At 62.6% G+C, this 25,333-nt stretch carries 27 protein-coding genes; 19 read left to right on the forward strand and 8 right to left on the reverse strand.

Translation table 11 applies throughout. The annotated features are described in order from the left end of the window. Window positions 1-16: 16 nt before the first annotated feature. Window positions 17-817, reverse strand: coding sequence for an ABC transporter permease (locus C443_RS03785; RefSeq protein WP_005534011.1), 801 nt, complete (start codon window positions 815-817; stop codon window positions 17-19). After that, complete coding sequence (locus C443_RS03790) at window positions 792-1,673, reverse strand: extracellular solute-binding protein (protein ID WP_005534016.1); 882 nt, start codon at window positions 1,671-1,673, stop codon at window positions 792-794. The genes C443_RS03785 and C443_RS03790 overlap by 26 nt, the downstream gene beginning before the upstream one ends. Before the next feature lie 118 nt (window positions 1,674-1,791). On the opposite strand from C443_RS03790, the gene thiC reads away from it, so the two are divergent. Continuing rightward, window positions 1,792-3,234, forward strand: coding sequence for a phosphomethylpyrimidine synthase ThiC (thiC, locus tag C443_RS03795; protein WP_005534019.1), 1,443 nt, complete (start codon window positions 1,792-1,794; stop codon window positions 3,232-3,234). A 297-nt stretch (window positions 3,235-3,531) separates the two neighbouring features. After that, window positions 3,532-4,356, forward strand: coding sequence for a hypothetical protein (locus C443_RS03800; protein ID WP_005534020.1), 825 nt, complete (start codon window positions 3,532-3,534; stop codon window positions 4,354-4,356). Window positions 4,357-4,375: 19 nt separating this feature from the next. Here C443_RS03800 and C443_RS03805 read toward each other — a convergent pair whose 3' ends face one another. Next, on the reverse strand, window positions 4,376-4,942 hold the full coding sequence (locus tag C443_RS03805; RefSeq protein WP_005534022.1) for an NUDIX hydrolase: 567 nt from the start codon (window positions 4,940-4,942) through the stop codon (window positions 4,376-4,378). 630 nt (window positions 4,943-5,572) lie between these two features. Between C443_RS03805 and C443_RS03810 the strand changes: the two genes are divergently transcribed. From C443_RS03810 to C443_RS03840, 7 genes are all read left to right on the forward strand, one after another. Then, complete coding sequence (locus tag C443_RS03810) at window positions 5,573-5,758, forward strand: hypothetical protein (RefSeq protein ID WP_004515500.1); 186 nt, start codon at window positions 5,573-5,575, stop codon at window positions 5,756-5,758. A gap of 7 nt (window positions 5,759-5,765) precedes the next feature. Next, complete coding sequence (locus C443_RS03815) at window positions 5,766-6,191, forward strand: RNA-binding protein (RefSeq protein WP_005534034.1); 426 nt, start codon at window positions 5,766-5,768, stop codon at window positions 6,189-6,191. Continuing rightward, window positions 6,191-6,898: an RNase P subunit p30 family protein gene (locus tag C443_RS03820; RefSeq protein ID WP_005534035.1), complete on the forward strand. Its 708-nt coding sequence runs from the start codon at window positions 6,191-6,193 to the stop codon at window positions 6,896-6,898. The genes C443_RS03815 and C443_RS03820 overlap by 1 nt, the downstream gene beginning before the upstream one ends. A gap of 144 nt (window positions 6,899-7,042) precedes the next feature. Then, a complete protein-coding gene (locus C443_RS03825) occupies window positions 7,043-7,465 on the forward strand; it encodes a hypothetical protein (protein WP_005534036.1) in 423 nt (140 codons plus the stop codon). Between the two features lie 136 nt (window positions 7,466-7,601). After that, window positions 7,602-8,087, forward strand: a complete 486-nt coding sequence (locus C443_RS03830; RefSeq protein WP_005534037.1) for an Rpp14/Pop5 family protein — start codon at window positions 7,602-7,604, stop codon at window positions 8,085-8,087. 2 nt (window positions 8,088-8,089) lie between these two features. Beyond that, the gene (gene psmA, locus C443_RS03835) at window positions 8,090-8,866 is read left to right on the forward strand and encodes an archaeal proteasome endopeptidase complex subunit alpha (protein ID WP_005534038.1); all 777 of its coding nucleotides are present in this window, start codon (window positions 8,090-8,092) and stop codon (window positions 8,864-8,866) included. 88 nt (window positions 8,867-8,954) lie between these two features. Continuing rightward, a complete protein-coding gene (locus C443_RS03840) occupies window positions 8,955-9,683 on the forward strand; it encodes a ribosome assembly factor SBDS (protein ID WP_005534040.1) in 729 nt (242 codons plus the stop codon). 15 nt (window positions 9,684-9,698) lie between these two features. Here the strand turns inward: C443_RS03840 and C443_RS03845 are convergent, their stop codons facing one another. Beyond that, complete coding sequence (locus tag C443_RS03845; protein ID WP_005534042.1) at window positions 9,699-10,046, reverse strand: FUN14 domain-containing protein; 348 nt, start codon at window positions 10,044-10,046, stop codon at window positions 9,699-9,701. Window positions 10,047-10,252: 206 nt separating this feature from the next. On the opposite strand from C443_RS03845, the gene katG reads away from it, so the two are divergent. Beyond that, window positions 10,253-12,448 carry a catalase/peroxidase HPI gene (gene katG, locus C443_RS03850; RefSeq protein ID WP_005534043.1) on the forward strand — a complete coding sequence of 732 codons (2,196 nt, stop codon included), beginning with the start codon at window positions 10,253-10,255 and terminating at the stop codon, window positions 12,446-12,448. Between the two features lie 176 nt (window positions 12,449-12,624). After that, window positions 12,625-13,935, forward strand: coding sequence for a GTPase HflX (gene hflX, locus C443_RS03855; RefSeq protein ID WP_005534045.1), 1,311 nt, complete (start codon window positions 12,625-12,627; stop codon window positions 13,933-13,935). A 9-nt stretch (window positions 13,936-13,944) separates the two neighbouring features. On the opposite strand, the gene C443_RS03860 is transcribed toward hflX, so the two are convergent. From C443_RS03860 to C443_RS03870, 3 genes are read right to left on the reverse strand one after another with little or no spacing between them, the layout of a single operon-like run. Then, on the reverse strand, window positions 13,945-15,387 hold the full coding sequence (locus C443_RS03860) for a bifunctional ADP-dependent NAD(P)H-hydrate dehydratase/NAD(P)H-hydrate epimerase (RefSeq protein WP_005534047.1): 1,443 nt from the start codon (window positions 15,385-15,387) through the stop codon (window positions 13,945-13,947). A 46-nt stretch (window positions 15,388-15,433) separates the two neighbouring features. After that, window positions 15,434-15,757 carry an acylphosphatase gene (locus C443_RS03865; RefSeq protein ID WP_005534048.1) on the reverse strand — a complete coding sequence of 108 codons (324 nt, stop codon included), beginning with the start codon at window positions 15,755-15,757 and terminating at the stop codon, window positions 15,434-15,436. Between the two features lie 5 nt (window positions 15,758-15,762). Then, on the reverse strand, window positions 15,763-16,671 hold the full coding sequence (locus C443_RS03870; RefSeq protein ID WP_005534050.1) for a DNA-3-methyladenine glycosylase family protein: 909 nt from the start codon (window positions 16,669-16,671) through the stop codon (window positions 15,763-15,765). 239 nt (window positions 16,672-16,910) lie between these two features. On the opposite strand from C443_RS03870, the gene C443_RS03875 reads away from it, so the two are divergent. Continuing rightward, on the forward strand, window positions 16,911-17,384 hold the full coding sequence (locus C443_RS03875) for a DUF555 domain-containing protein (RefSeq protein ID WP_005534052.1): 474 nt from the start codon (window positions 16,911-16,913) through the stop codon (window positions 17,382-17,384). A 138-nt stretch (window positions 17,385-17,522) separates the two neighbouring features. On the opposite strand, the gene C443_RS03880 is transcribed toward C443_RS03875, so the two are convergent. After that, window positions 17,523-17,759, reverse strand: a complete 237-nt coding sequence (locus tag C443_RS03880; protein WP_004592453.1) for a UPF0058 family protein — start codon at window positions 17,757-17,759, stop codon at window positions 17,523-17,525. 285 nt (window positions 17,760-18,044) lie between these two features. Between C443_RS03880 and C443_RS03885 the strand changes: the two genes are divergently transcribed. The 7 genes from C443_RS03885 to C443_RS03915 all read left to right on the forward strand — a co-directional run bounded on the left by C443_RS03885 (window position 18,045) and on the right by C443_RS03915 (window position 25,317). After that, window positions 18,045-18,878: a VOC family protein gene (locus tag C443_RS03885; protein ID WP_005534056.1), complete on the forward strand. Its 834-nt coding sequence runs from the start codon at window positions 18,045-18,047 to the stop codon at window positions 18,876-18,878. Window positions 18,879-19,044: 166 nt separating this feature from the next. Continuing rightward, window positions 19,045-19,683, forward strand: a complete 639-nt coding sequence (locus tag C443_RS03890; RefSeq protein ID WP_005534058.1) for an alpha/beta hydrolase — start codon at window positions 19,045-19,047, stop codon at window positions 19,681-19,683. Window positions 19,684-19,790: 107 nt separating this feature from the next. After that, window positions 19,791-20,906 carry a DUF3179 domain-containing protein gene (locus tag C443_RS03895; RefSeq protein WP_049943890.1) on the forward strand — a complete coding sequence of 372 codons (1,116 nt, stop codon included), beginning with the start codon at window positions 19,791-19,793 and terminating at the stop codon, window positions 20,904-20,906. Beyond that, window positions 20,896-21,510: a hypothetical protein gene (locus C443_RS03900; protein ID WP_005534062.1), complete on the forward strand. Its 615-nt coding sequence runs from the start codon at window positions 20,896-20,898 to the stop codon at window positions 21,508-21,510. The genes C443_RS03895 and C443_RS03900 overlap by 11 nt, the downstream gene beginning before the upstream one ends. Window positions 21,511-21,632: 122 nt before the next feature. Then, window positions 21,633-22,817: a vWA domain-containing protein gene (locus C443_RS03905; protein WP_005534064.1), complete on the forward strand. Its 1,185-nt coding sequence runs from the start codon at window positions 21,633-21,635 to the stop codon at window positions 22,815-22,817. A gap of 56 nt (window positions 22,818-22,873) precedes the next feature. Then, a complete protein-coding gene (locus tag C443_RS03910) occupies window positions 22,874-24,112 on the forward strand; it encodes a serine/threonine protein kinase (protein WP_005534066.1) in 1,239 nt (412 codons plus the stop codon). Beyond that, the gene (locus C443_RS03915; RefSeq protein ID WP_005534068.1) at window positions 24,109-25,317 is read left to right on the forward strand and encodes a PP2C family protein-serine/threonine phosphatase; all 1,209 of its coding nucleotides are present in this window, start codon (window positions 24,109-24,111) and stop codon (window positions 25,315-25,317) included. Before C443_RS03910 ends, C443_RS03915 begins: the two co-directional genes overlap by 4 nt. Window positions 25,318-25,333: the final 16 nt, after the last annotated feature.

The raw sequence follows: 25,333 nt of genomic DNA on the forward strand, positions 1-25,333 counted from the left end.
GTTTTCACGACACCGGCTATCGCCACGGCGTCGCCCGGAGTGCATGGACTATCAGCAGCGTCCCGAGCGCGACGCCGAGCAGGACCACCGCCACGGGCAGCGCTGCGTCCAGCCCGTCCGAGATGAACGAGGCCCAGATCTGGACCGGCAGCGTCCGCGGGTAGTACGCCAGCATCATCGTCGCGCCGAACTCGCCCATCGCGCGGGCGAAGGTCAGCACGAGGCCGGCGAGCAGGCCGGGCTTTGCGAGCGGAACCGTCACCGAGCACATCGTCCCGACCCAGTCACGGCCCAGCGACCGCGAAGCCTCTTCGAGGTGGTCGTCGATGCCGTCGAAGGCGGCCTTGGCGGTGACGACGAAGAACGGCGACGCGACGAAGGTCTGGGCGGCGACGACCCCCAGCAGCGACCGCGTCAGCGCCAGGTCGGTGAGGCCGCCCAGCCCGTTCGGGCCGACGACGGTCAACAGCAACATCCCGCTGACGACCGGTGGGAGGACGAGCGGCAGGACGACGGCCCCCATCGCAGCGGTCGCCAGCGCGCCGTTGTTCTTGGACAGCCAGTAGGCCAGCGGCAGGCCGAACACGATGGCGATTGTGGTACTGCCGAGCGCGGCGACGAGGGACGTGATCGCGGCGTTGATGACGTACGTCTCGGTCAGACTCGTCAGTAGCGCTGTCGGGGAGTACGTGAGTACGAGTACCATCACCGGGACGACGAAATACAGGAGCAGCACCGCTCCCAGGACGGGAACGAGTTCGCGCACGCCGACCGTGTGGCCGGTCTGAGTCTCACTGCGTGACAGTACTCGGGACATCTCCCACTAGTCGAGGATACGCCTGGCGGACGGTAAATCCGTGTGGTGCGAGCCAGTCGCCGGACAGGACTGCCTCGAAGGCTGTACGCGTCGCTTCTTGTTCGTCACGGCGGACGGCCCCGTACTCGATTGGGTTGCCGGCAATTGCCGTGCCGTTTGGCAGTTCGTAGCTGGTGGTCTGATACTGCTCCGCGTATGTGGGGTCACCGAGGTGTATCTCCGGCTGGAACTCCCGGAACGGGTAGTCTCGTTCGACCGCCATACTCCGGTAGACGAACGCAGCGTTGACGGCTCCCGTCTCGAACTGCGCGAGCAGTTGCGTCTCCGGATAGGTCTGATCCGGCGAGAGAACCGCAGCAGCCAGGCCGGGTTCGTCGTAGTAGTCGGCTGCGAGGGCCAGCACGAACAGCGTCCGGTAGCCAAGCGGGTCGAGCGTCGGATCGGTGCGGCCCAGTGAGACGCTGTCCCCTCGGAGCGGGGCGTACCACGGGTCCGCGTCCGCGACGCGCGCCCCACCGCCCGTCTCTGGGTTGTACGCCAGCACCATCTCGTTACTGGCGACCACAGCGTGCCAGGGGGTGTTCATCACCCGGTCGAACAGGGTCGGGTCCGCCAGCGCGACGATAGCCGGGTCGCGCTTCCCGTCGGCGACCAATCGCGCGGCCTGAACAGAGCCGCGGGCTTCGACAGCGATCTCAGCGTCTGTTTGCGCTTGCAGCGTCTCACTGGCCGCTTTCTGCAAACTCCCCGCGACCAGTACGTCCACCCGCTCCCGACCGAATGCCCCACAGCCTGCAGTTGCGGCGATACCACTCCCCAGCGCCGTGAGTACTGCGCGGCGGGTCCGGCGGGCCATTGTTCGTCTATTTCACGTTCGCGTACATCGGTGTTGGGGTCAATCCCAGTATTGACAGGGTCTCTTTACCGCGACCGATCACCACAAATTTATAACCGAGTAGTATTACCTAGTGATTATGACGCAGCTAGCAGCGGCCCGGAACGGGACCGTCACCGAGGAGATGGAGCGAATCGCAGAGCGCGAAGGTGTCGAACCGGGGTTCGTCCGGCAGCAAGTCGCCGACGGACAGGCGGTGATTCCTGCAAACGTCGGTCACGACTCACTGGACCCGATGATCATCGGCCGGGAGTTTGCGACGAAGGTCAACGCAAACATCGGCAACAGCGAGGAGACGAGCGATATCGAGGGCGAACTGGAGAAGCTCCACACTGCCGTCCACTACGGCGCGGACACGGTGATGGACCTCTCGACTGGGAGTAACCTCGACGAGATACGGTCGGCCAACGTCGAGCATTCGCCGGTTCCAATCGGGACGGTCCCCATCTACGAGGCGGTCAAGCGCGCTGGTGACGCGAGCGAGATTACCCACGAGCTGCTGCTCGACGTCATCGAGAAGCAGGCGAAGCAGGGCGTCGACTACATGACCATTCACGCCGGCGTCCGGATGGAACACCTACCGCTGACCGACGGCCGAAAAACGGGTATCGTCTCCCGTGGCGGATCTATCCTCGCCCAATGGATCGAGGAGAACGGGATGGAGAACCCGCTGTACACGAAATTCGAGGACATCTGCGAGATATTCCGTGAGTACGACGTGACCTTCAGCCTCGGCGACGGCCTTCGACCGGGCTGTCTCGCCGACGCCGGCGACGACGCCCAGTTCGCAGAACTGGATACGCTCGGCGAACTCACGCGGACCGCCTGGGACCACGACGTACAGGTGATGGTCGAGGGGCCGGGTCACGTTCCAATGGACCAAGTCGCCGAGCAGGTCGAGCGCCAACAGGAGGTCTGTGGCGGCGCGCCGTTCTACGTGCTCGGGCCGCTCGTGACCGACGTTGCGCCGGGTTACGACCACATTACGAGCGCTATCGGTGCGACGGAGGCAGGCCGTGCTGGTGCGGCGATGCTCTGCTACGTGACTCCCAAAGAGCACCTCGGTCTCCCGGAGAAATCCGACGTGCGGGACGGACTTGCGGCCTATCGCATCGCTGCCCACGCCGCTGACGTGGCAAACGGCCGGGAGGGAGCGCGGGACTGGGACGACGCCCTCTCGGAAGCCCGGTACGCCTTCGACTGGCGCGAGCAGTTCGACCTGGCGCTGGACCCCGACCGCGCCCGCGAGTACCACGACCAGACGCTCCCCGGTGACAACTACAAAGAGGCGCGCTTTTGCTCGATGTGCGGCGTGGAGTTCTGTTCGATGCGTATCGACCAGGACGCGCGGGAAGCCGGTGAGATGGAGACGATCGAGGCTGACGTTGACGACCGGACTGCCCTCGAAGACTCGTCAGCAGCGGAGGTAAACCGGCCGCCCGTCGGTACCCACGACGAGGCCGATATTCCTGGCCCTGACGCCGATACCGCCTCTGATACAGGCGGGCGTGCTGACGATTAGCACAGCGGTAGTTCTTTATAATCGGTGTTCGTTTATTGAAACGATGTCAAAGAAAGTCATCGCCCTCGTCGCGGTCATGGCGCTCGCCCTCGTGTACGTCGTCAAGCGGTAAGGCCGCGCGAATCGACTGTATCGCCCTCTGAATCTACTGTCGGCCGCCCTGCCCACTGGTCCTCTTCGGCGTCGTATGGGGTGGGGTACCCCGATGGCCGGCAGTATTCTCTTGGCTTCTGCGCTGTCAGCGACAGTGCCGTCGCTTTCCGAACCCTTACCCGGCGAACGGCCGTACCAGCGTGCATGTACGGCGTCGTCACCCGTAACGAGGAGGAGACGGAGTGGTCCGAGTTCGACCGGGCGTTCTACGAGGTCAAGGACGTGACCGGCCGCGCTGTCGAACCGATTGCCGGCGCGGTGAACATGGTGTCTTGTTTCGGCGACAACGCAGTCGAGAGCGAGGAAGACCTGCTCGCGTTCGACGACGAGGGAACGCCGGCGACCCGGAACCAGCCGTACTTCGACTGGACGTACGTCTGCCCGACCCATGACCGCTACCGCGAGGGCCTGCTCGACATCATCGAGGAGGCGGCAGCTGTCAACGAGGACGTCCGCCTCGACGATGTGGGCTTCCCCCGGGACGAGTACTGCCACTGTGACCGCTGCGAGCAGCGCTTCGCCGACAGCGAGTTCGAGGACTGGTCAGCCTGGCGCAGCAAGGTCATCACGGAGTTCGTCGCCGAGGCCCGCGAGCGCGTACCCGGTGACATGTACCTCACGCTGTATCCGGACCCTTACCCCGGCCACCTCGAAGCCCGCTCGGGCGTCGCGGTTGACGACATCGCCGAGTACGTCGACGAGTTCGTCGTCCCGATCTACGACATGGCGTACTCAACGACCTACTGGCTTGAGATTCTCGCGAAAGGCTGGCAGGACCGACTCTCGACACCCTTCAGCATCGAACTGTATGCCGTCGACGTGGACGTCGATGATCTTTCGAAGGCTGTCGAGGTGGCTGGTGAGTACGCCGAGACTGTGCTGTTCGGCTACGACGCTAGCAATGCCCGTGCAACCATCCGGCGGATGAACGCCGACGCTCGCCAGGGCCAGTCGTTCGGGCCGGAGTAACGCACTCAATGTCGGTGGATTACGCGCCGCCGAACCGCTGTCCGCGCCACTCTAAAATCTCCTCGCGGTCGCGCGTGTCGGCCGGCAGTTCGTCGAACCACCGGGCCTCACTGATTTCATGATCCGGGTCGTCGACGGCGATATCGATCGTCTCCGCCCGGGCCTCGTACACCGGCAGCACGCCCCAGGCCATATTGCCGTCGCAGTAGAACTCGATCCGTCCGAGCATTCCCAGCCCTTCGATAGTCGCCTCGATGCCGCTCTCCTCTCCTAATTCCCGTAGCGCGGCTTCCTGAAGGGATTCACCTTCGTCGATCTCACCGCCGGGTAGAACCCACATATCGACCCCCTCATGACGGACGAGCAGGAGTTCACCGGTAGATCGGTAGGCAAGCGTGTGCGCTCCGTACGGTGCCCCGTGATTCTGGGCCACGGTGGCTACGTCCCGGAATCGATTTCGCGGGACGTTGCGGTGACGCGTGAACTCGACAAAATCCGTGTAGCGACTCCGGAGGTCGTGATACGTCTGCTCGGCGGTTTGACAGGCACCGTCGGAGAGGTACCACAGGTCGTCGACGCTCGTCATCTGTGTCCTAGCTGTGTCTGACACCTCGACGAAACAACCGTCTCGATGGGGGAAAGCGGTGGGCTGATCATGTCGATTGTTAGTTTAGAGAGTCCCATAACAGTTGCTGTGACAGATCGGCTGTCGTGACGGATCTCGTGGGTTTCGCCACCGAATCCGTTGTGCTGCTGACGCTGGCGGGGCAGTTGCAGACGCGGATACACGTCTGGCCTGGACCATTTGTAGCGAAACACGGGAAGGGCCCGAACAAGGACAGCCACGCTCCCGTGTAGCAGGAACTCTTTAGCTGTTGCGACGACCTGACGGTACGTCCTATTCACTCGATCTGTACGACTTCGCGTTCCGTGGGTGACGGAACGCACGTGGATGTGGAAGCCCCCGACACTTAATTCTACTTGTCTAACTAAATACTTAGACTAATCTAATACACGTCGTACCTTCCGTAACGGAAGCGATAGAGACCAATCGGAGCGGTCGGCACACTGCCCGGTCTACTCTGATCGAGGTTTATATCCGTCCCGAATGCTCCAGACAGGACGTGTCACAGGTGCACGTTCTGACCGCTCCCGCGGTTGGGCTGAGCAAACCTGAATCAGTCCCTTTTTGACGAGCCACCGAGTACCGCACGGTATGGCATTCGAAGAGGACGACAGCGTTATTCTCCACGACGAGCACAGCGACTACGACGGCGAGGAAGGCACCATCACGCAGGTCGTCGAAACGATGTTCGGCGACGCCAACTACACGGTTTCCTTCGAGGACGGACAGGAGCAGGGCGTCCCCGAGGATAACCTCGAAGCCGCCGAGGACGAGTAGGGCCTCGATGTCGTCGGTTCCGTTCCACTACGTCGACCTCCGGACCTTCTGCTACGCGACAGAGGACGACAAGCGCGTCGAGGGAGCGCTCCGGACGTTTCTCCCGGAGGACTACCCTATCGAGCGCGCACAGAGCGAAGGGCACTACGGCGACCGCATCGTCGTCCTCTCGGCTCGCGTCGAGAACGCCGACGACATCCGGCACGTTCTCACACAGGTCGCATCAGCGCCGGATATCGACGCGGTGCGTGCAGAACTGGACGACCGGGTCGACGACAACTGCTCGTTTTTCCTCACCTTCGACAAACAGGCCGCGTTCGGCGGCGATGTCGAACGCGGCGACGGCATCACGCTCCGGGCGAAAGTCGAGGCCTACCCCGCAAAGCGGGAGAAGGCCGTCGAAAACGCCCGCGAACTCCTAGAGGAGTTGTGATGTACGAGGCCGTCTACGCTCACCCTGACGGCAACAGCACCGTCGCCCGGCACGCGCTGACGGCCGCCGACTCGGACTACAACGGCATCGTCGTCAGGAACCACGGCAACGAGCCCGCCGAATACGACGCCGACGCCATCAGCGACGCGTACGACATCGACGTTGCCGCCGGCGTCGAGGTCCGGGCCGACGACCCGTCGCGGGCGAGCGGCTTTGTCGGGAACTACCGAAGTGATCGGACGGTCGTCGTCGTCCATGGCGGCGACCGCCGCATCAATCGGTTCGCGGTCGAGCAACCGACCGTCGACGTGCTCGCCCACCCGATGCGCGAGGACGGCGATTTCAACCACGTGCTAGCGAACGCGGCGGCCGACAACGGCGTCCGCGTCGAGTTCGACTTCGGCCCGGTGCTCCGGTCCTCCGGCGGCAGTCGCGTCCGGGCCATCAAGGAACTCCGGAAGCTCCGGGAACTGGTCGCGGACGCCGGCGCACCGTTCGTCGTCTCGGCGTCGCCGAGCACCCATCTCCAGATTCGGGCACCGCGAGATATCATCGCGGTCGGTGAGACCATCGGTTTCGACGCCGACACCGTCCGCGAGGGCCTGACAGAGTGGGGCCGCGTCGTGGAGCGCAACCGCGAGCGCCAGAGCGATGCCGTCATCGAACCCGGCGTCCGACTCGAACGCGATGCGGATGACATCGAGTAACCGGCGCTGATACCACTCTCACTGGAGGTATCGGTTCTGTGCAGGGATGTAGCGAGTACAGCTCGCTTCCGCTTTTTGCCACGGCACGTCAGCGCACTGACCTGACCCGAATGCGTTTGCATCCGACCGGAGTACACGAGACGTATGAAAGAACGGCAAAAGCACAAACTCGCGGACACGGCCCAACAGATCGTCGGCGGATTTCTGTTGTCCGGCCCGTTCGTCGTGACTCAAGAGGTGTGGGCGCTCGCGCTGAACATGACCGTCTTCCACAACGTATTCCTCGTCTGTATTGTCGCCGCCATCGGATACGGCGGGCTGTACGGCGCTGACAACGACCGTGACCCCAGCCGCGAAGCCGCGGTCGCCGGCGTCCCGGTCCGATTCATCTCTGTCCTGCTTGTCGCGTTCGGCTCCGTCGGAACGCTTGCAATTGCGGTCACCGCTCCCGACCAGTTCCTTGGTGAGCTTCCTCTGGCCGACCAGATGGTCGTTACGTTCCGCGCCATCAGCGTCGGGGCTGTATTCAGCGTCGTCGGCGCGGTAACGACTGACAGCCTGTTCTGACGCGACGCTGGACCGACTCGCTTTTGGGGTACTGTGCTGTGTGTCGCTTCTCGGGGCACTGTACCGTGTGACCGATGCCGACTACGGCCGACTCTCACACCGCACCGCTCATTGTCCTCCGCGCCAACGCTGGCGTATGAAACACCTCCCGAAACACCTCCGGCCGCGGTGGCGTTATCTTGCCGTCGGCATCGAGACGTGGCCGAACGCCTCCTTTGGCCGCCGGGCGTTCCAGCGCGAGGTGTGGTACGCCGCCCAGAACCTGCTTGGCGACACCGGCAGCGCCGAGACGGACATGACTGTCCTCCAGTTCCACGACTACGACGGTACGGCCGAGGCTATCGTCCGGACCAGACGCGGCCAGATGGGCCCGGCGCGGGCCGCATTGACCTGTCTGGACAGCGTCGACGACGCCGAGGTTCGGGTCCGTGTCCGGGGGATTAGCGGCACCGTGCGTGCCTGTGAAGAAAAGTATATACGCGGGCCGCCGGAATCCACTGAACAGAGACACGTCGTGTTCGAGAACGCAGATCGGAGCGCTACTGTTCGGCCTCCGCGCTACGATGTCGAAACGGCCTCCGGCGGTGCGTTCGTCGGCGCGACAGCACTCGATTTCCGATAACTATGCAGGGACAAAACCAACAGCAGGCTTACGACCGCGGGATCACTATCTTCTCGCCGGACGGACGCCTCTACCAGGTCGAGTACGCCCGCGAAGCGGTCAAACGCGGCACAGCAAGCATCGGCGTCAGAACGAGCGACGGCGTCGTTCTCGCCGTGGACAAGCGCATCCGGTCGCCACTGATGGAGCGCTCCTCGGTCGAGAAGATCCACAAGGCCGACGACCACATCGGTATCGCCTCGGCCGGCCACGTCGCTGACGCTCGACAGCTCATCGACTTCGCCCGCCGACAGGCGCAGGTGAACCAGCTCCGCTACGGCGAGCCGGTCGGCGTCGAGACCCTCACCAAGGAAATCACCGACTACATCCAGCAGTACACGCAGGTCGGCGGCGCGCGCCCGTTCGGTGTCGCGCTCATCATCGGCGGTATCGTCAACGGCGAGCCGCGCCTGTTCGAGACCGACCCCTCCGGGACGCCCTACGAGTGGAAGGCCCTCGCTGTCGGGGCTGACCGCGGCGATATCCGGGATTACCTCGAAGAACACTACGACGAGGGGATGGACCTCGACGAGGGCGTCGACCTCGCGCTGGCCGCCCTCGCGTCGGTCAACGACGACGAACTCTCTCCAGAAGGCATCGGCGTCGCCACGGTCGACGTGGAGACGGAGACGTTCGGTCAGCTGACCGACGAGGAGAAGGAAACCCACCTCGCGGAGGCCGACCTCCTCGACACCGGCGACGACGAGGACGACGAAGCCGAAGACGCCACCGAAGAGTAACCCTTCCGACGGCCCTCGCGGGCGACTGGACTTTTTACTGTCCGACCACGCAGTAAGGCCTTTAACTGGCCCACTGCTACCGACGGGTATGATATCGCTTGACGAGGCGGTGACGGCGCGCCTCGAATCCCACGGCCAGCGGTTCGAGGTACTGGTGGATCCAGACGCTGCACTAGCGATAAAACGTGATGACTTCGACGGCGAGCTCGAGGACGTTATCGCCGCGGAGGACGTGTTCGAGGACGCCTCGCGAGGGGATCGACCACCCGAGAACATGCTCGAAGAGGTGTTTGATACCACCGATCCGATGGCCATCATTCCCGAGGTCATCAAGCGGGGGGAGATTCAGATCACGGCCGACCAGCGCCGCGAGATGCAGGAACAAAAACACAAACAGCTCATCCAGCGGATCACGCGCAACGCGGTCAATCCGCAGATGGACGACGCGCCACACCCGCCAGAGCGCATCGAATCCGCCCTCGAAGAAACGGACTTCAGAGTCGACCCGATGGAGCCCGTCGAAGCGCAGGTCGATGACGCCCTCGATGCGCTCCGGCCGGTCATCCCGATACGGTTCGACGAGGTCACCGTCGCTGTGCAGGTCCCTGCGGACTACGCCGGAAGCGCACAGGCGCAGATCAGACAGTTCGGCGACCTCGAACGCGAAGAGTGGCAGTCCGATGGCTCGTGGGTTGGCGTCATGACGTTCCCGGCCGGCCTGCAGAACGACTTCTACGACGTGGTGAACGAACACACGAGCGGCGAGGCGGAAACCCAAATCATCAAAGACGAAGACGACATCAGTACGCGCGGCTGACGACGCGGCGTCGCGTTACCCTTTCTTGAATCCGACGAGAAAGCCGGCGGTGAAACCGGCACTGACCGGCAGGGCCGAGAGCAGCGACGTGATCCAGGACGGCGGTTGCGTTGCCGCCGTATCCCCGGCGGTGCCGGTCGCGTTCTGTGCGGCTCCGCCAATTGCGTCCCAGTTTACTTCCAGAATACCGCGCGTCTCGAGGAACTTGAACAGTGCCAGCTCGATGCCGATGATGACGGCGATGAGCTTTGCGATCTTCTTTGCGGCGAACCCGATGATTCCGCCAATAAGGCCACCGCCGCCGAATTCGAGGCCCATCTGCTGGAGGCCCAACCCATCTAGTTGGAGTACAAAATCACCCATATCGCGTACCTGACCGCCTACTTTTAAATCCTTTGTGCTCCCTCTGTCGATTTCCGTTTTGTACACTGTTTCTGCCACGGGAAGTGGGTGTCGTTGCTACCCGGGTAGCCCAAAGAATTCAGGGGGAATTATTTTCGACACTCTGCTATTTCTTTACTCATATCCAAAGATTTGTATCCGAGGAACGAATCCTTCTTACTGTTAAGATGGCAGAAACACCGAATTCCGATATGAGCGGTGCCTCAAGCGGACAGTCGCGGCGACCAAAATCTAACCAGGACTGGTGGCCAAACAAGCTGAACCTGGAAATTCTCGACCAGAACGCCCGGGATGTCGGTCCGATGGAGGACGATTTCGATTACGCGGAGGAGTTTCAGAAACTTGATCTCGAAGCGGTGAAGTCGGATCTCGAAGAGCTGATGACATCGTCCCAGGACTGGTGGCCGGCCGACTACGGCCACTATGGTCCGCTGTTCATCCGGATGGCCTGGCACAGCGCCGGGACGTACCGGACCGCCGACGGGCGCGGCGGTGCGGCTGGCGGTCGGCAGCGCTTTGCACCGATCAACAGCTGGCCGGACAACGCAAACCTCGACAAGGCGCGGCGACTGCTCCTGCCGATCAAGCAGAAGTACGGCCGTAAGATCTCCTGGGCCGACCTGATGATCCTCGCAGGGAACGTCGCCATCGAGTCGATGGGATTCAAGACGTTCGGCTACGCCGGCGGCCGCGAGGACGCCTTCGAGGAGGACAAGGCTGTCAACTGGGGCCCGGAAGACGAGATGGAAACGCAGGAGCGTTTCGACGAGCCCGGCGAACTCCAGGAAGGGCTCGGCGCCTCCGTGATGGGTCTCATCTACGTGAATCCGGAAGGGCCAAACGGCAACCCGGACCCCGAGGCGTCGGCGAAGAACATCCGACAGACGTTCGACCGGATGGCGATGAACGACAAAGAGACGGCTGCACTCATCGCCGGCGGACACACGTTCGGGAAGGTCCACGGCGCTGACGACCCCGAAGAGAACCTCGGTCCCGAGCCGGAAGCGGCCCCAATCGAGCAACAGGGCCTCGGGTGGCAGAACAAGAACGGGAACAGCAAGGGCGGCGAGATGATCACGAGCGGTATCGAAGGGCCGTGGACCCAGTCGCCGACCGAGTGGGACATGGGCTATATCAACAACCTGCTCGACTACGAGTGGGAGCCGGAGAAGGGTCCCGGCGGCGCGTGGCAGTGGGCCCCCAAGAGCGAGGAGCTGAAAAACAGCGTGCCGGACGCCCACGACCCGTCGGAGAAGCAGACGCCGATGATGCTCACGACGGACATCGCGCTGAAGCGAGACCCGGACTACCGAGAGGTCATGGAGACCTTCCAGGAGAACCCGATGGAGTTCGGGATGAACTTCGCGAAGGCCTGGTACAAGCTGACCCACCGCGACATGGGGCCGCCAGAGCGGTTCCTCGGCCCGGAGGTTCCTGACGAGGAGATGATCTGGCAGGACCCGCTCCCGGACGCTGACTACGACCTCATCGGAGACGCGGAGATTGCCGAACTCAAAGAGGAGATCCTCGACTCGGACCTCTCTATCTCCCAACTCGTCAAGACCGCGTGGGCGTCGGCATCGACCTACCGCGACAGCGACAAGCGCGGCGGCGCCAACGGCGCTCGCCTCCGGCTCGAACCCCAGAAGAACTGGGAGGTCAACGAGCCGGAGCAGCTAGAGACGGTTCTGGGGACGCTCGAAAACATCCAGGCGGAGTTCAACGACTCGCGCTCCGACGGGACGCAGGTCTCGCTTGCGGACCTGATCGTGCTTGGCGGCAACGCCGCCGTCGAGCAGGCGGCAGCGAACGCCGGCTACGACGTCGAGATCCCGTTCGAACCCGGCCGAGTGGATGCCGAGCCGGAACACACCGACGCTGCCTCCTTCGACGCGCTCAAGCCGAAGGTCGACGGGGCCCGGAACTACATTCAGGACGACATCGTGCGACCGGCGGAGGAAGTGCTGGTCGACAACGCGGACCTGCTGAACCTGACGGCCTCGGAACTGACGGCGCTGATCGGCGGCATGCGCTCGATCGGTGCGAACTACCAAGACACCGACCTCGGCGTCTTGACCGACGAGCCGGAGACGCTGACCAACGACTTCTTCGTGAACCTGCTCGACATGGGCACGGAGTGGGAGCCGGCAGCGGACTCGGAACACCGATATAAGGGTCTCGACCGCGACACCGGCGAGGTCAAGTGGGAAGCCACACGCATCGACCTAATCTTCGGTTCGAACGACCGACTCCGAGCGATCTCGGAAGTCTACGGCTCTGCTGACGCGGAGGAGAAGCTCGTCCACGACTTCGTGGACACGTGGAGCAAGGTCATGAAGCTCGACCGCTTCGACCTCGAATAGAGCAGAGTAAACGTCACCGCAGTGGTGGCTATCGCGAAACAGGGCGGTCCCACGTCAGCAACCGACCGCCGCTATCCCGCCGAATCTGTCGTTTTATTACCGAACCACCGGCTCACTGGCCGTTACTGTGAACCGCCCGGGGGGTTAAATAATCGGACACCGTATCTTCACAACGAGTGACGGCGACACACACCACCGAACGAGCGGTCATCGCGAAGCGCGTCGACAGTGGCACCGCCGACACCGAAGAGATCCGGGACCTTGCCCGGGCGGCCGGGTACGATGTCGTCGGCGAGGTGACACAGACCAGAACGGAGGACCCGGCGTACCACCTCGGCGAGGGGAAGGTAACGCGACTGAGCAACGCGGTCGCCCGCGAAGGGGCCGTTGTCGTGATCTTCGACAACCAGCTCGGCCCGTATCAGACGTACAACATCGGGAACGAACTCCCCGAGCGGGTGCGTGTCATCGACCGCTTCCGGCTCATCCTTGAAATCTTCGGCCAGCGGGCCCAGACACGGAAAGCCCAGCTGCAGGTCGAACTCGCGGAGCTCCGCTACGAACTCCCGCGAGCTGAGGCCAAGGCGAGCCTAGCCAAACGCGACGAACGCCCGGGGTTCATGGGCCTCGGCGAGTACGACGAGTCCCGCGAAGAGGACATCAAAAAGCAGATCGCCAACATCCGGGACGAACTGGAATCCATCGAGGAGACCGAGCGCCATCGCCGGGAACAGCGCCGCGAGTCCGGTTTCGACCTCGTCGCGCTGGCCGGTTACACTAACGCCGGGAAGTCGACGCTGCTGCGCCGCCTCGCAGATGACCTCGACGTGGACGAGAACGACGACCTCCACCCCGACCTCGACACCACGGCCGAGAGCGAGGACCGCCTGTTCACGACACTCGGCACGACCACACGGCGTGCCGAAGTCGGCAAACGCGAGGTGCTGGTCACCGACACGGTGGGGTTCATTCAGGACCTCCCGCACTGGCTCGTCGAGTCGTTCAAGTCCACGCTGGGGTCGGTGTACCACGCCGACCTCGTCTTGCTCGTCGTCGATATTTCGGAGTCAGTCGAGGAGATCCGCGAGAAGTTGGTGACGAGCCACGACACGCTGTACGAGCGCAACGAGGCCCCGATCGTCACGGTCCTCAACAAGACCGATATGGTCGACGACGAAGAGGTCCGTCGCAAGAAAGACGCGCTGTCGTCGCTGGCACCGAATCCTGTCGCTGTCAGCGCCAAACAGGGGCTCAACATCGACGACTTGGCGGACCGCATCGACCACGAACTGCCAGACTACGAACGGGAGCGGCTCGTGCTTCCGATGACCGACGACACGATGAGCCTCGTCTCGTGGATCCACGACCACGCCAGCGTCGACACGGTCGATTACGGCGACCAGGTAGTCATCGAGTTCGAGGCCAGGCCGGCCATCATCGAGCAGTCCCGGGCGAAAGCCGGGGACCTGGTCGGTGCGTCGGCCTGACTACGGACGCTACGGTTCTGCTTCTCGCTGCCACAGAACGCTCGGTATCTCGTCTAGCAGGTCCGTCGCGACCAATCCGTAGCCGCGGTCGTCGACGACACGGTCACCGACGCTGCCAACAGTGTAGGCGGCGATGGCGGCCGCATCGAGTGGGGCCTGCACAGAGGCGAGTGCGCCCGTCACGCCCGCAAGCACGTCGCCGGTTCCGCCGACCGTCATTCCCGGATTGCCCGTCCGGCCGACGCGGGTCTGCTCGCCATCAGAGACGATGTCGTACGGGCCCTTGACCAGCAGCGTCTGTCCGATCTCCGAGGCGAAGGACTCCACGAGGTCCGCCCGTTCCCGCCAGTCTTCGGCGGTCTCACCGCCCATACCGAGAAGTTCGCCCTGGTGGGGCGTACAGACGAGTTCCGCGTCCGTTTCGATGTCCGGAACCACAGATAGAGCGTCGGCGTCGACGACGGCCGTTCCCTCAAATCCGGACAGCAGGTCCGCGACCGCTTCCAGCGTCGCGTCGGCGTTCCCGAGCCCGGGCCCGACGATCAGCGTATCGTGGTCCGCCGCCAGCTCGGCGAGGCGGTCGACGTGCGGCGGCGCGAGGTTTTCCCCGTCGAAGGGTCTGAGGATGAGGTTCTCGCTGTAGGACTGGATCTCACGAGCGACGACAGCGGGGCAGGCGACTCGAACGAGGTCGGCCCCGCCTCTGAGTGCAGCCTGTGCGGAAAGCGCCGGCGCACCGGTGTACGGACCGCCGCCGACGACCAGCACTTCGCCGTTGTCGCCCTTGTGGCTCGCGGGGTCACGTTCGAGCCGGGTGAGGTCGCCCCGATCGATGAACAACTCCGCTGCGCCGGGGATGCCGATGTCCGCGACTGTGACTGGTACGTCGAGGTCCGGCAGGCCGGGCTTGGTATCGTGAAACGTGACGACGTGGTCGGCGTCGACAGCGTTGTCGGCCAGCCGTCCCGTTTCGGCGTCGAGGCCGGACGGGACATCCACAGAGAGGACGGTCGCGCCGCTCTCGTTCATCGCTTGAGCGGCTGTTGCCGCTGGTTCCCGGAGGTCGCCGGCGATACCCGTGCCAAGCATCGCGTCGATGACGACATCAGGGGTCCCGAGGTCCAGTACCGAGGAGTCCCTGACTGTCTCTGTCGGATACTCGGCGTGCTGGAGAGCATCCCAATTCTCCCTGGCGATTGTCGTCGAAATAGCACCCGGACGGCCCAACAGGAGGACGCGGAGGTCGTAGTCGTCGAGGAAGCGGGCGGCGACGAGCGCGTCCCCGCCGTTGTTTCCCCGTCCGGCGACGATAGTGACCTGGTCGCCGGGGTCAGCGATGGTACGGACCGCCTGTGCGACGGCGTGTCCGGACGACTCCATCAACTGCTTGCGCGCGACGCCGAGCGCGGCGGCGTTCTCATCGACAACACCCATTTCGGAGCCGGTGAGCATAGCCGCGGGTTCGCTCGCCAGTGAAGTAACTCTACGGGACGGCGGCCTACCAGCGGACCTCGAACCCGTCGACGCCCTCCGGGTCCTCGTACTCGACTTCGACATCGGTCACGTTCGCACGTTCGCTCCCCTCGTGGCAGAACTCGATCATCGCTTCCACGTCGGCTTCGGGGCCTTCGAACACCGCCTCGACGCGCCCGTCGTCGAGATTGCGGACCCACCCGTTGACACCCTGGTCCTGTGCGCGTTCCCGCGTAGTCGCTCTGTAATAGACACCCTGAACGCGACCGGAGACGAACACATGTGCTCGCGTGCGAGCCATAGCCGAGGGTTTGCCGGCGGACTCCGTTATATTGTCGCCTTCCGCCACACGTGTCAGTCCTCGTTGCTGCCCGTTCTGAGGTAGTGGAACAGATACGTCTGCGTGTAGCCGGCGTACTCACCACCCAGTGCGCCCCGGATGGCCCGCGATGTGTCGGCGTAGTTCCCCCGCTCACATTCCGGATAATACTCCTCGATAGTCGTTCGAATCCAGGTGTCTAGCGGGACCGCTTCGAGGTAGTCAAGCGAGAACAGCAACACGCAGTCCGCGACCTTGTCGCCGACGCCGACAAAGCGGGTGAGCGATTCTCTGGCGTCCTCGTAGTCGAGGCCGACGGCTTCCTCTGGGTCAGCCTCGCCGTTTGCGACCATCTCCGCAGTGCGCTGGACGTACGGTGCGCGATAGCCCAGTCCGAGGTCCCGGAGCCGTTCTTCTGTTGTCTCTGCCAGCGCGGACGGCGTCGGATAGGCGTTGTACGTCCGCTCGTCGAACTCGACCGTTTCGCCGAACGCGTCACGGAGCGCCTGTTGCATACTGTGAATCCGAGCTACGCGCATCTGGGCCGAGCAGATGAACGAGATGAGAGAGCCAAACGGTGGGTCCTGAACCAGTCGCATCCCCCAGAACGTATCGTAGGCCGACTGGACCACGTCGTCGTCCGGTGCCGTCGCCCGAATCGCGGCGAGGTCGTCGTCAAGTCGAAGGAGCCGTCTGAGTATCGCCTCGGCGTCGACTGTCGATTCCCATTCGAGTAGCCCATCTCGCTGCCGGACACGGACGACCGCTGGTGACCCGTCGCGGCGAACTGTCGTCCAGTACCACGCGTCGCCGCCGGTTGCCCCCTCGCGCTGGTACATTTCGCCGTCGTCCCGGTTCCACAGGTATGACTGCCCGCTCTCGACAGTTGCCTGCAAATCGATACCGCCGGCCAGCGACTCCACATCAATGACACCCTGTTCCATTGTTCGAGTATACGGGCTCGGAGGTAATGGCGTTACGAGTTCCGCTTGCGCTGGTCTGATACCAACTAGCAACCTAGCAGCCGCAGCTGTCTCACCTATCACTGTGTTTCGTCGTCGTGATGTTTTGCGGTCTACCACTCGGTCGGGTTCTCCGTCTCTCTGCACCCCGATATACGGGAAGTACGAGAAGTACTGTTTCAGGGCTAACCTTCATTATATTGGGAAACAAACATACTACCATGAATTGCCGAGTTGTTGTCGAGGCCGCAGTCCCAGTGTACGACGTGGCATCTGCGGATGAGGCAGTTCGCATCGCCATCTCGAAGACGGGCGAGATGCTGAATCCCGACCTCAACTACGTCGAAATCAACATGGGAGACCGGCACTGTCCGCACTGCGGTGAGACACTGGAACCTGCGTTTCTCGCAGCCGACGAAAGCCTCGTCGCACTCGAACTGGAGATGACCGTCTTCAACGTCGAACGGGACGAACACGCCGCCCGGATCGCCCGCAAGGAGATCGGGCAACGGCTCGAGAACATCCCGCTCGACGTGCTCGAAATCGAAGAGATTCCGGAGGAGTCAGACGAGACGGCAGAAGACGAGTCCTCGTCCGCAGAGTCGGCAACCGAGGCCGACGACCTGCCACCGGACCAGTCAGAGGACGAATCGGACGACGTGTTACCCGAGTTCGAGGAATTAATCGACGAGTAAGCACGGCCACCGAGTGGCAGGGAAATCTCTGTGCTGCACTCTCGACGTATTGCAGCTCTGACATACGTCTGACAGCGGTTATACGGTCACTAATCGCAGTGCTGGTCGGGAGAACTGCGTAGAAACTACGGAGAACCGTTAGTCCGCGGCGGCAGAAACAGGCTCTTTGGTTTCGTCAGCCATTTCGGAGGCAATACCGTCAGCAATCGCAAAGACAGCGGCCTTGTGGTCTGTTTTCGACTTGTGAATCGATGTCGGCTTGACGCCCAGTTCCTCGTATTCGTCGTGGTCCACTTCTGTCCCGGATTCGGCTTCGTAGTGGTTCTGTACCTGTGCAAGCAGGCCGTGAAGGTGGATGAGCTCCTGCTTTTTCATAGTCAACCCAAGGTAACAACTCGAAGGTTATAGTACTACTCTGATGAAGGTTAACACACGTCTCTGCTAATAATACGTAATAGTTTATGCATAATTCTTGTCGTGGAGTATATTCTGGAGATTTTACACTAAATTTTACCATTTCTCAAAAGACAGTGCTGTATGCTAGCAAAGCAAGCGTACTCACCGGCGGAGCGCGCTATGGCGAACACTGTCACCTCAAACGTATTGCGGGTATCTACTGCTGGCACCCAGAATTATGGGCTGTCTACGTCTCCTATCAGTATGGACAAAGCGACTCTTCCCCCGGAAACCGAGATCGGTCGGGTGGCCCTGACTGTTGCTGATCTATCATCGACTGTCGATTTCTACCGTGATGTTGTCGGTCTCCATGTCTTGGACGCAGACGACGATCGGACGATACTCGGTGCGGGTGGACAGGAACTGTTAGTTCTGAATCATCGTCCAGACGCACCAGCGAGAGAGGCTTCATCGACCGGGCTGTATCACATTGCGTTTCGCGTTCCATCACGAGCGGCGCTGGGTGACGCACTCCGGCGTATCGACTCGGAGTGGACACTCGACGGCGCATCGGACCACGGTGTCAGCGAGGCGCTGTATCTGTCGGACCCGGCCGGGAACGGCGTCGAGATCTATCGGGACTTTCCGCGGGCATCGTGGAGTGAGACACCGTCGGGGCACGTCAAAATGGTAACTGAACCCCTCGACACGCAGTCAGTCGCGGCTGCTGCGACCGGCGAACAGTCGATGCCCGCCGACTCCGACATCGGACACGTACACCTAGAAGTCTCGTCAGTGGAGACAGCCCGGTCGTTCTACGCCAACGCACTCGGACTGCGCGTCAGGGCCACGTACGACGGCGCGGTGTTCCTGGCGGCCGGTGACTACCACCACCACATCGGTGCCAACGTCTGGCAGCGGCGGTCCGGGCCCCAAACCGGGCAGGGACTGGCGTGGTTTGAGATTCGACTCCCCGACGAAGCGACTCTTGAGTCGGCAGAGAAGCGCCTCCGTCAGTCCGACTATGCTGTCGCGGAAACCGATGCCGGTCTCACAGTGCACGACGGCGACGACATCGAACTCCGCCTGCGAACCTGAATACGGGATATTTCGACCGATTGACCGAAGTGCCAACTCAAGTGTCTTCGCACCTTATCTGGAGTATGCACACGACACGGTGGCTGACTACGGTGGCCGGGCGAACTGTAGGAGAAACCGACTGCACGGGCGTGACAGGACGAAGCCAACGACCGGAAGGAGAGCGATGAGCGGCCCCCATCAGGGCCAGCAGCTCGTGACCGCGGGAACTGCGCTGTCGGAGGCGAGCGCAGCGGCAGTGCTGGTTCACGGCCGGGGTGCGACGGCTCGAAGCATCGTCCAGATGGGGGCGGAGTTCCAGCAGGACGGACTGGCCCTCCTTGCGCCGCAGGCCGCGCGGAACACCTGGTATCCCAACTCGTTCCTCTCGCCAGTCGAGCAGAACGAGCCCGGGCGGACATCGGGACTGCAGGCTATCGAGGATGCTGTCACAGAGGCTGAGGAAGCCGGGATACCGACTGATCACGTGCTCGTGCTGGGTTTCTCGCAGGGGGCCTGTCTCGCAAGCGAATTCGTTGCTCGCAACCCACAGCGGTACGGTGGCCTCGTCGCCCTCAGTGGCGGTCTCATCGGCGAGACCATCGATGAAAGTGAGTACGAGGGCGACATCGAGGAGACACCGGTGTTTCTGGGCTGTAGCAATGTTGACCCACACATCCCCGAAGAACGCATGCACGTCACAGCCTCGGTCTTCGAGCAGCTGAACGGGGATGTCGAGGAGCGCATCTACGAGGGGATGGGCCACGGCGTCAACGAGGACGAACTGGCGTACGTCTCGTCGCTGGTCGCTACCCTCGCCGATTAGGCGGTCCGACCGCTGTCCCGTTCACCGAAACCCCTCGCTGAGCGGCCGAACAGGGAGTTACCGGCACCTCACCGCGAGGTTTAGTGGTTGGGAAACTCACACATAGCATGAGGATTTCCCGCCGACGGTTTCTCGCTACAGTTGGGGCCGGTGTGACGCTCGGCGGCGCAGGCTGTGTTGGGGATGACGGTGCTACTGCTGGAGCTGGCTCGGAACCCGACTCCAGTACTGGAACCAGCGCGGCGTCGACGGCAACCGACCAGAACGACAGACCAGAACCGCCCACAGCTGCTAGCCGCCTGCATCTGGATTACGGGACTGGGACACTCGAAGAGAATATCGTCAGCGGCGGCGTTCCAAAAGATGGGATTCCGGCCATCGACGACCCAACGTTTGCGGATACGCCCCCGGACGGATTAGCTCCGGACGACCCGGTGTTCGGCGTAGTCCGGGACGGGGAGGTGAAAGCCTATCCCCAGTACATACTCGTCCATCACGAGATCGTGAACGACACCATCGCCGGCGACGCCGTCGCTGTGACGTACTGTCCGCTGACGGGCACCGCCCAGGGGTTCGAGCGTGGCCCGGTGGAGTTTGGCGTCTCCGGGCGGCTGGTAAACTCGAATCTGACGATGTACGACCGGGGCACCGATAGCTGGTGGCCACAGATGCTCGCGACGGGAATTAAAGGCCCACTAACTGGCGAGTCGCTGCGTGAGTTCCGGGTCATCTGGACAACGTGGAGCCACTGGTCCGGCGTCTATCCGGAGACGCGCATCCTCACCGAAGACACGGGGTTCTCGCGGCGCTATGGCGTTGACCCGTACGGCCAGTACAACGAGAAACGCGGCTACTATTCGAGTACGCGAACGCTGTTTGAGCCCTTGCAGAGCGACAGTCGTGCTCACCCAAAAGCCGTAGTCATCGGAACGCGGACGGAAACAGGGGCGCTCGCATTCGATAAGGAAACACTGCTGAGTCAGGGTGTGTTGACCGGCCGTATCGACGACACGCCGTACGTCGCTATCGCTGATACTGACCTCGCAAGCGGGTACGTGTACGCGAACCCAGAATCGATGTCAGTTGCAGCGTCGGACGACGGCTACATGATCGACGGGACGGCATATGATGCCGACTCGCTCCCGCTGGACCGCACGCTGTCCTTCGACGCGATGTGGTTCGCCTGGGCCGGCTTCTATCCGGGGAGCGGGTATGTCAACTGACGGCTCGACCGACAAGACAGGTGCGGCTGCCAGCATCCAACGCTTGTTTCGGAACACCGGGGTTGCGGTCAGCGGAGCGCTCAGCCGCCGTGACGGACGGGTGGTTCTGGGTGTGTTCGGACTGGCGTACTTCCTCCTGTATGTCGCTGGGCTCAGACACCTCGGCTTCGGCCCATCCGGCTACGAGGTTTCTGTCGTCAGTAACCCGCTCACCCGTGCGTTCCGACAGGTCGGTCCGTTCCAGTGGGAACCAGTTGCATTAGTGGTCGTCGGCCCGGTCGAACTGCTCGTCGCGCCGCTGAATATGCTTCTCGGGGCCATTCTGGCAGCGCTGGTCGGAGTTAACCTCGCTGTCTCCGTCGTCGCGTGGCGCGGCCCAGCGGCCTGCCGTCTTGGCCCGGGTGTAGGGGCCGTGTCGGGACTACCGGGACTGCTCTCCGGGTTCGCCTGCTGTGGGCCGACTATCCTGCTCGTTGTCGGCGTGCAGGCAAGCGCTGGGCTTCTCTCGCTGTTCCAGTGGCTCCTTCCCCTCACTGTCGTGGCACTGCTCGGAACCCTTCTCTGGGTCGGGAGCCGAGTCGAAACAGTGCGACAGGGTCCGTAGATAGCACCTACTACTGTGGGGACAGATAGTAGCGACAGGATCCTGGGCCGGCCCGTGGTTAGAACTTTTTTCCCTCGATTTGAGGGAAACATATAATTACTCCGTACGACCCATCTACCAGTATGACCGCTACTGTCGTGAGCGAGGTCAACCGACCCTACGTGCCGACGGGCGGGGCGAAACTGACCGCTGAAATCGAAGTCGAGCCCGGACGGTTGGAGGAACCACCCACGCGACAGATTGCCATCTGTATCGACGCCAGTGGATCGATGGCCGGCGACGACATTGAGCAGGCACGCGCCGGCGCTGAGTGGGTGTTCGGGCTTCTCGACGAGGAGGATTACATCTCGATCATCGCCTTCGACAACGAGGTCACGACGGTGCTTTCGCCGACGCGGTGGGGAACGATTTCGCGCGAAACGGCAGTGGACGCGGTCGCTGACATCTCTGCAGGCGGGGGCACTGATATGTACAGCGGCCTGCTGGAAGCGAAGGCGTCTCTGCAGGATCTACCGACCGACGATAACACGGCCCGGCGAGTCTTGCTTCTCTCCGACGGGAAGGACAACTCCCACGATCCGGAAGCGTTCGGGACGTTAGCACGCGAAATCGACACTGAGGGTATCAGAATCAAGGCGGCCGGCATCGGGAGCGACTACCGCGAGGAGACGATTCGGACGCTCGGGACCGTTGCCCGCGGCGAATGGACACATCTGGACGCCGCCGGTGATATCGAGTCGTTCTTCGGTGACGCAGTCGAGGAGGCCGGGACCGTTGTCGCTCCTGACGCCCGTCTCGAACTTGACATGGCTGACGGTGTCGAGGTGAGCGAGGTGTACCGCTCGCTTCCACAGACCCAGTCCGTGAACCCCGACTGGGAGAACAACACGGCCGTCGTGCCGCTGCCCGACCTGCTTGAGCGGGAGACTCAGCGAGTGGTGCTGAAGATCCACGCCCCGGGCAATGACCCGCAAGACGCCGTGTCATTGGCGGATGTCACGCTACACGCCGGCGGCGAAACGACCCAGGAGTCGATCACCGTCGACTACACCGACGACGAGGCGAAACTGGCCGAACACAACGAACAGGTCGACGTGGACCACCGACAGACCGTTATCAAGACGGAACTCGGCAAGGGCAACGTCGCCGAAGCCCAGACGCAACTGGAGCGGATGACGCGCATCCACGGCGAGGAGACCGAGGCCGTCCAGACAGCCGAACGGGAGACGCGCATCGTGATGGAAGGCGGACGCAAGGAGCAGAACAAGGCGACGAAAATCGTCACCGACGAGGGTATCCAGAAGTGATCGTCCCGATCTGTGGTGTCAGCAGGGCCGCTACTGGCCGGAGAAACGGGTGATTCATGACCTGGGAACCTGAGAGCGGTGATGTCATCGCCGGCCAGTACAAACTCGAGGAGTTCCTTGGCAAAGGAGGGTTCGCAAAGGCGTTCCGCGCGACAGACATCGAGAGCGGCGAGTCGGTCGCCGTCAAATACCCCAACTACACCGAATCCCAGAACGACCCCGACATCATCGAGGAGTACTTCAAAAAGGAGGTCGGCTCCCTAGAACGAATCCGCCGGGCCGGCGGTCACCAGAACGTGATGGACTACTACGACCAGGTCACAGAGCGTGACGTTCCGTTTCTGGTCGTCCAGCTGATCGTCGATGGGATCGAACTCGACGAGGTCATCGACCAGCACGGCCCGATCGACGACAGCGAACAGGTCCGCCAGATCGGCATCGATCTCTGTGACGCGATGGGCTTTCTCCACGAAAACGAGATCGTCTATCGGGACCTGAAACCGGAGAACGTGATGCTTACGCCCGACATCACACCTACGCTGATCGACTTCAACACGGCGACGGGGTTCGATGCTACCGAAGATCCCTCCTCCGGGAACACCGGGACGACGATTCTGGGGCCGTTCAAGCCCCGCGAAGTCGCCGAGGCCAGCCGAACCGACGTTCGGCAGGGTCCCTGGTCGGACGTCTATTCCATCGGAAAGATACTCCTGTTCCTTCTCAAGGGGAGCGTCCCGAAGAAAGACGGGGTGAACCCGCAGGCGTTCGGGGCCGACTGCGACGATTATCTGGCTGAAATCGTCGAACGGGCCACACAGTCACACTACCGCGACCGATACCGGAACGCGACGGTCCTCAAGGAGGTCCTCGAACGGCGAGATCCGACGCCGCCCGCGACGGCGTCGGTGACGTACATCCAGGCGGACAGACAGTTCACCGTCGAACCGGGCGACACTATCGGGCGACAGGGCGCGAGCGGTCCCCCGGCATCGATAACAATCGAGGACCCGCAGGGAGAGTACATCTCCTCAGTGCAGGTCCAGTTCGACATCGAGGACGGCGAGTGGGCCCTCCACGACCGGAGCCTCAACGGGACGTTCGTCCAGAAAGGGGCCGGCTGGCAGCGAGTCCTCTCGGAACCCGGACGCAACCGTCTGCGCTCCGAAGGCGAGGACCCGACCGACAGACACGGCGACGTGCCCCCCGAGTCGGTGACACTCACCGACGGTGATCTGGTGTCGCTGGTCCATCCGACCTACGGGGTCACGTTCGAGTTCCATCCGGAGGAGTCATGAGATACAGCACGAACTACGACATCGGCGACAGGAAGCGAGGACAGGGCATCAACGAGGACAGCGTCTCGCTGACGGTGTTCGAGGAGGGCCACCGAGACGGCTACCGCGGACAAGACAGAACACAGCCGCAGAATTCGGATACAGCAGACGACGGCGAACCAGCGGAGGTGACAGACGATACAGCCGGTACTGAGACGGCGGCGTATACGGCTGCCGACACGGACGGCACTGACATTGACGACGGAGATGCGTCCGAAACCGATGCCAACGAACAACCGATGAACCGTTCAGCCGGCGTGTTCGTGGTCGCTGACGGTGCTGGCGGGCACGACGCCGGCGACATCGCGTCGTACATCACGACGACTATCGTGGCCGAACAGCTCGCTCCCGTGGCGATCCGGACGGCCCGGAGCTATCCCGGGGGCTTCGATGTCGATGTCGCCCGTGATGTCCTGCCGGACCCGCCCGGCGAGCGCGAACTCGAAACCGCCGTGGCAGAGGCGATTACAGCGGCTCACCGCGAAATTATTCGGTACGCAAACGAGACCGGGACCCAATCCTACACGACGGTCGTCGCGGGGATCTACGCCGACGGCAAGCTCCATTACGGCTGGGTCGGTGACAGCCGGGCCTACGTCGTCAACAGTGCCCGTGAGACGATCTCGCCGCTAACCAGAGACCATGCCGTCGTTCAGGAGTGGGTCGACAGCGACGAAATCGACCCCGTGGAAGCACACGTCCACCCCAACGGGAACGAAATCACACGCGCGCTGGGCGGGTCTGGCTACGAGGACCCAGATGAGGCGACTGTTGGGGTGGACACACGAACGGTCAGGCTGTACGCAGAAGACACGGTGTTGGCGACCAGCGACGGACTCATTGACGCACAGACCGATGCGCCGGAGCTATACGAGGAGTACGTCGATTCGGATCACGCTGATTCGGTGGCCGAGCGTATCCACGACGAAGTCGTCACCGACGACGAGATCCGCGACGTTGTCCTCGATGCAGCATCCCTTGACGAAGCGAGTCAGGAGTTCGTGTCACTTGCAAACGACCGCGGTGGGAAAGACAACATCTCCGTGCTCCTGTTTGCTGACAGTGCGCTCCCAAAAACACCAGAAAGCGGTGGGATGCCAGTTCGAGATATCGATCCTGACCTCGATATTTCCGAACGTGACACAGTGATTATGACAGACGAGTAGAGAGAAAGTTTCGTGG

This window comes from Haloarcula argentinensis DSM 12282, assembly GCA_000336895.1.
GTDB classification, from domain to species: domain Archaea; phylum Halobacteriota; class Halobacteria; order Halobacteriales; family Haloarculaceae; genus Haloarcula; species Haloarcula argentinensis.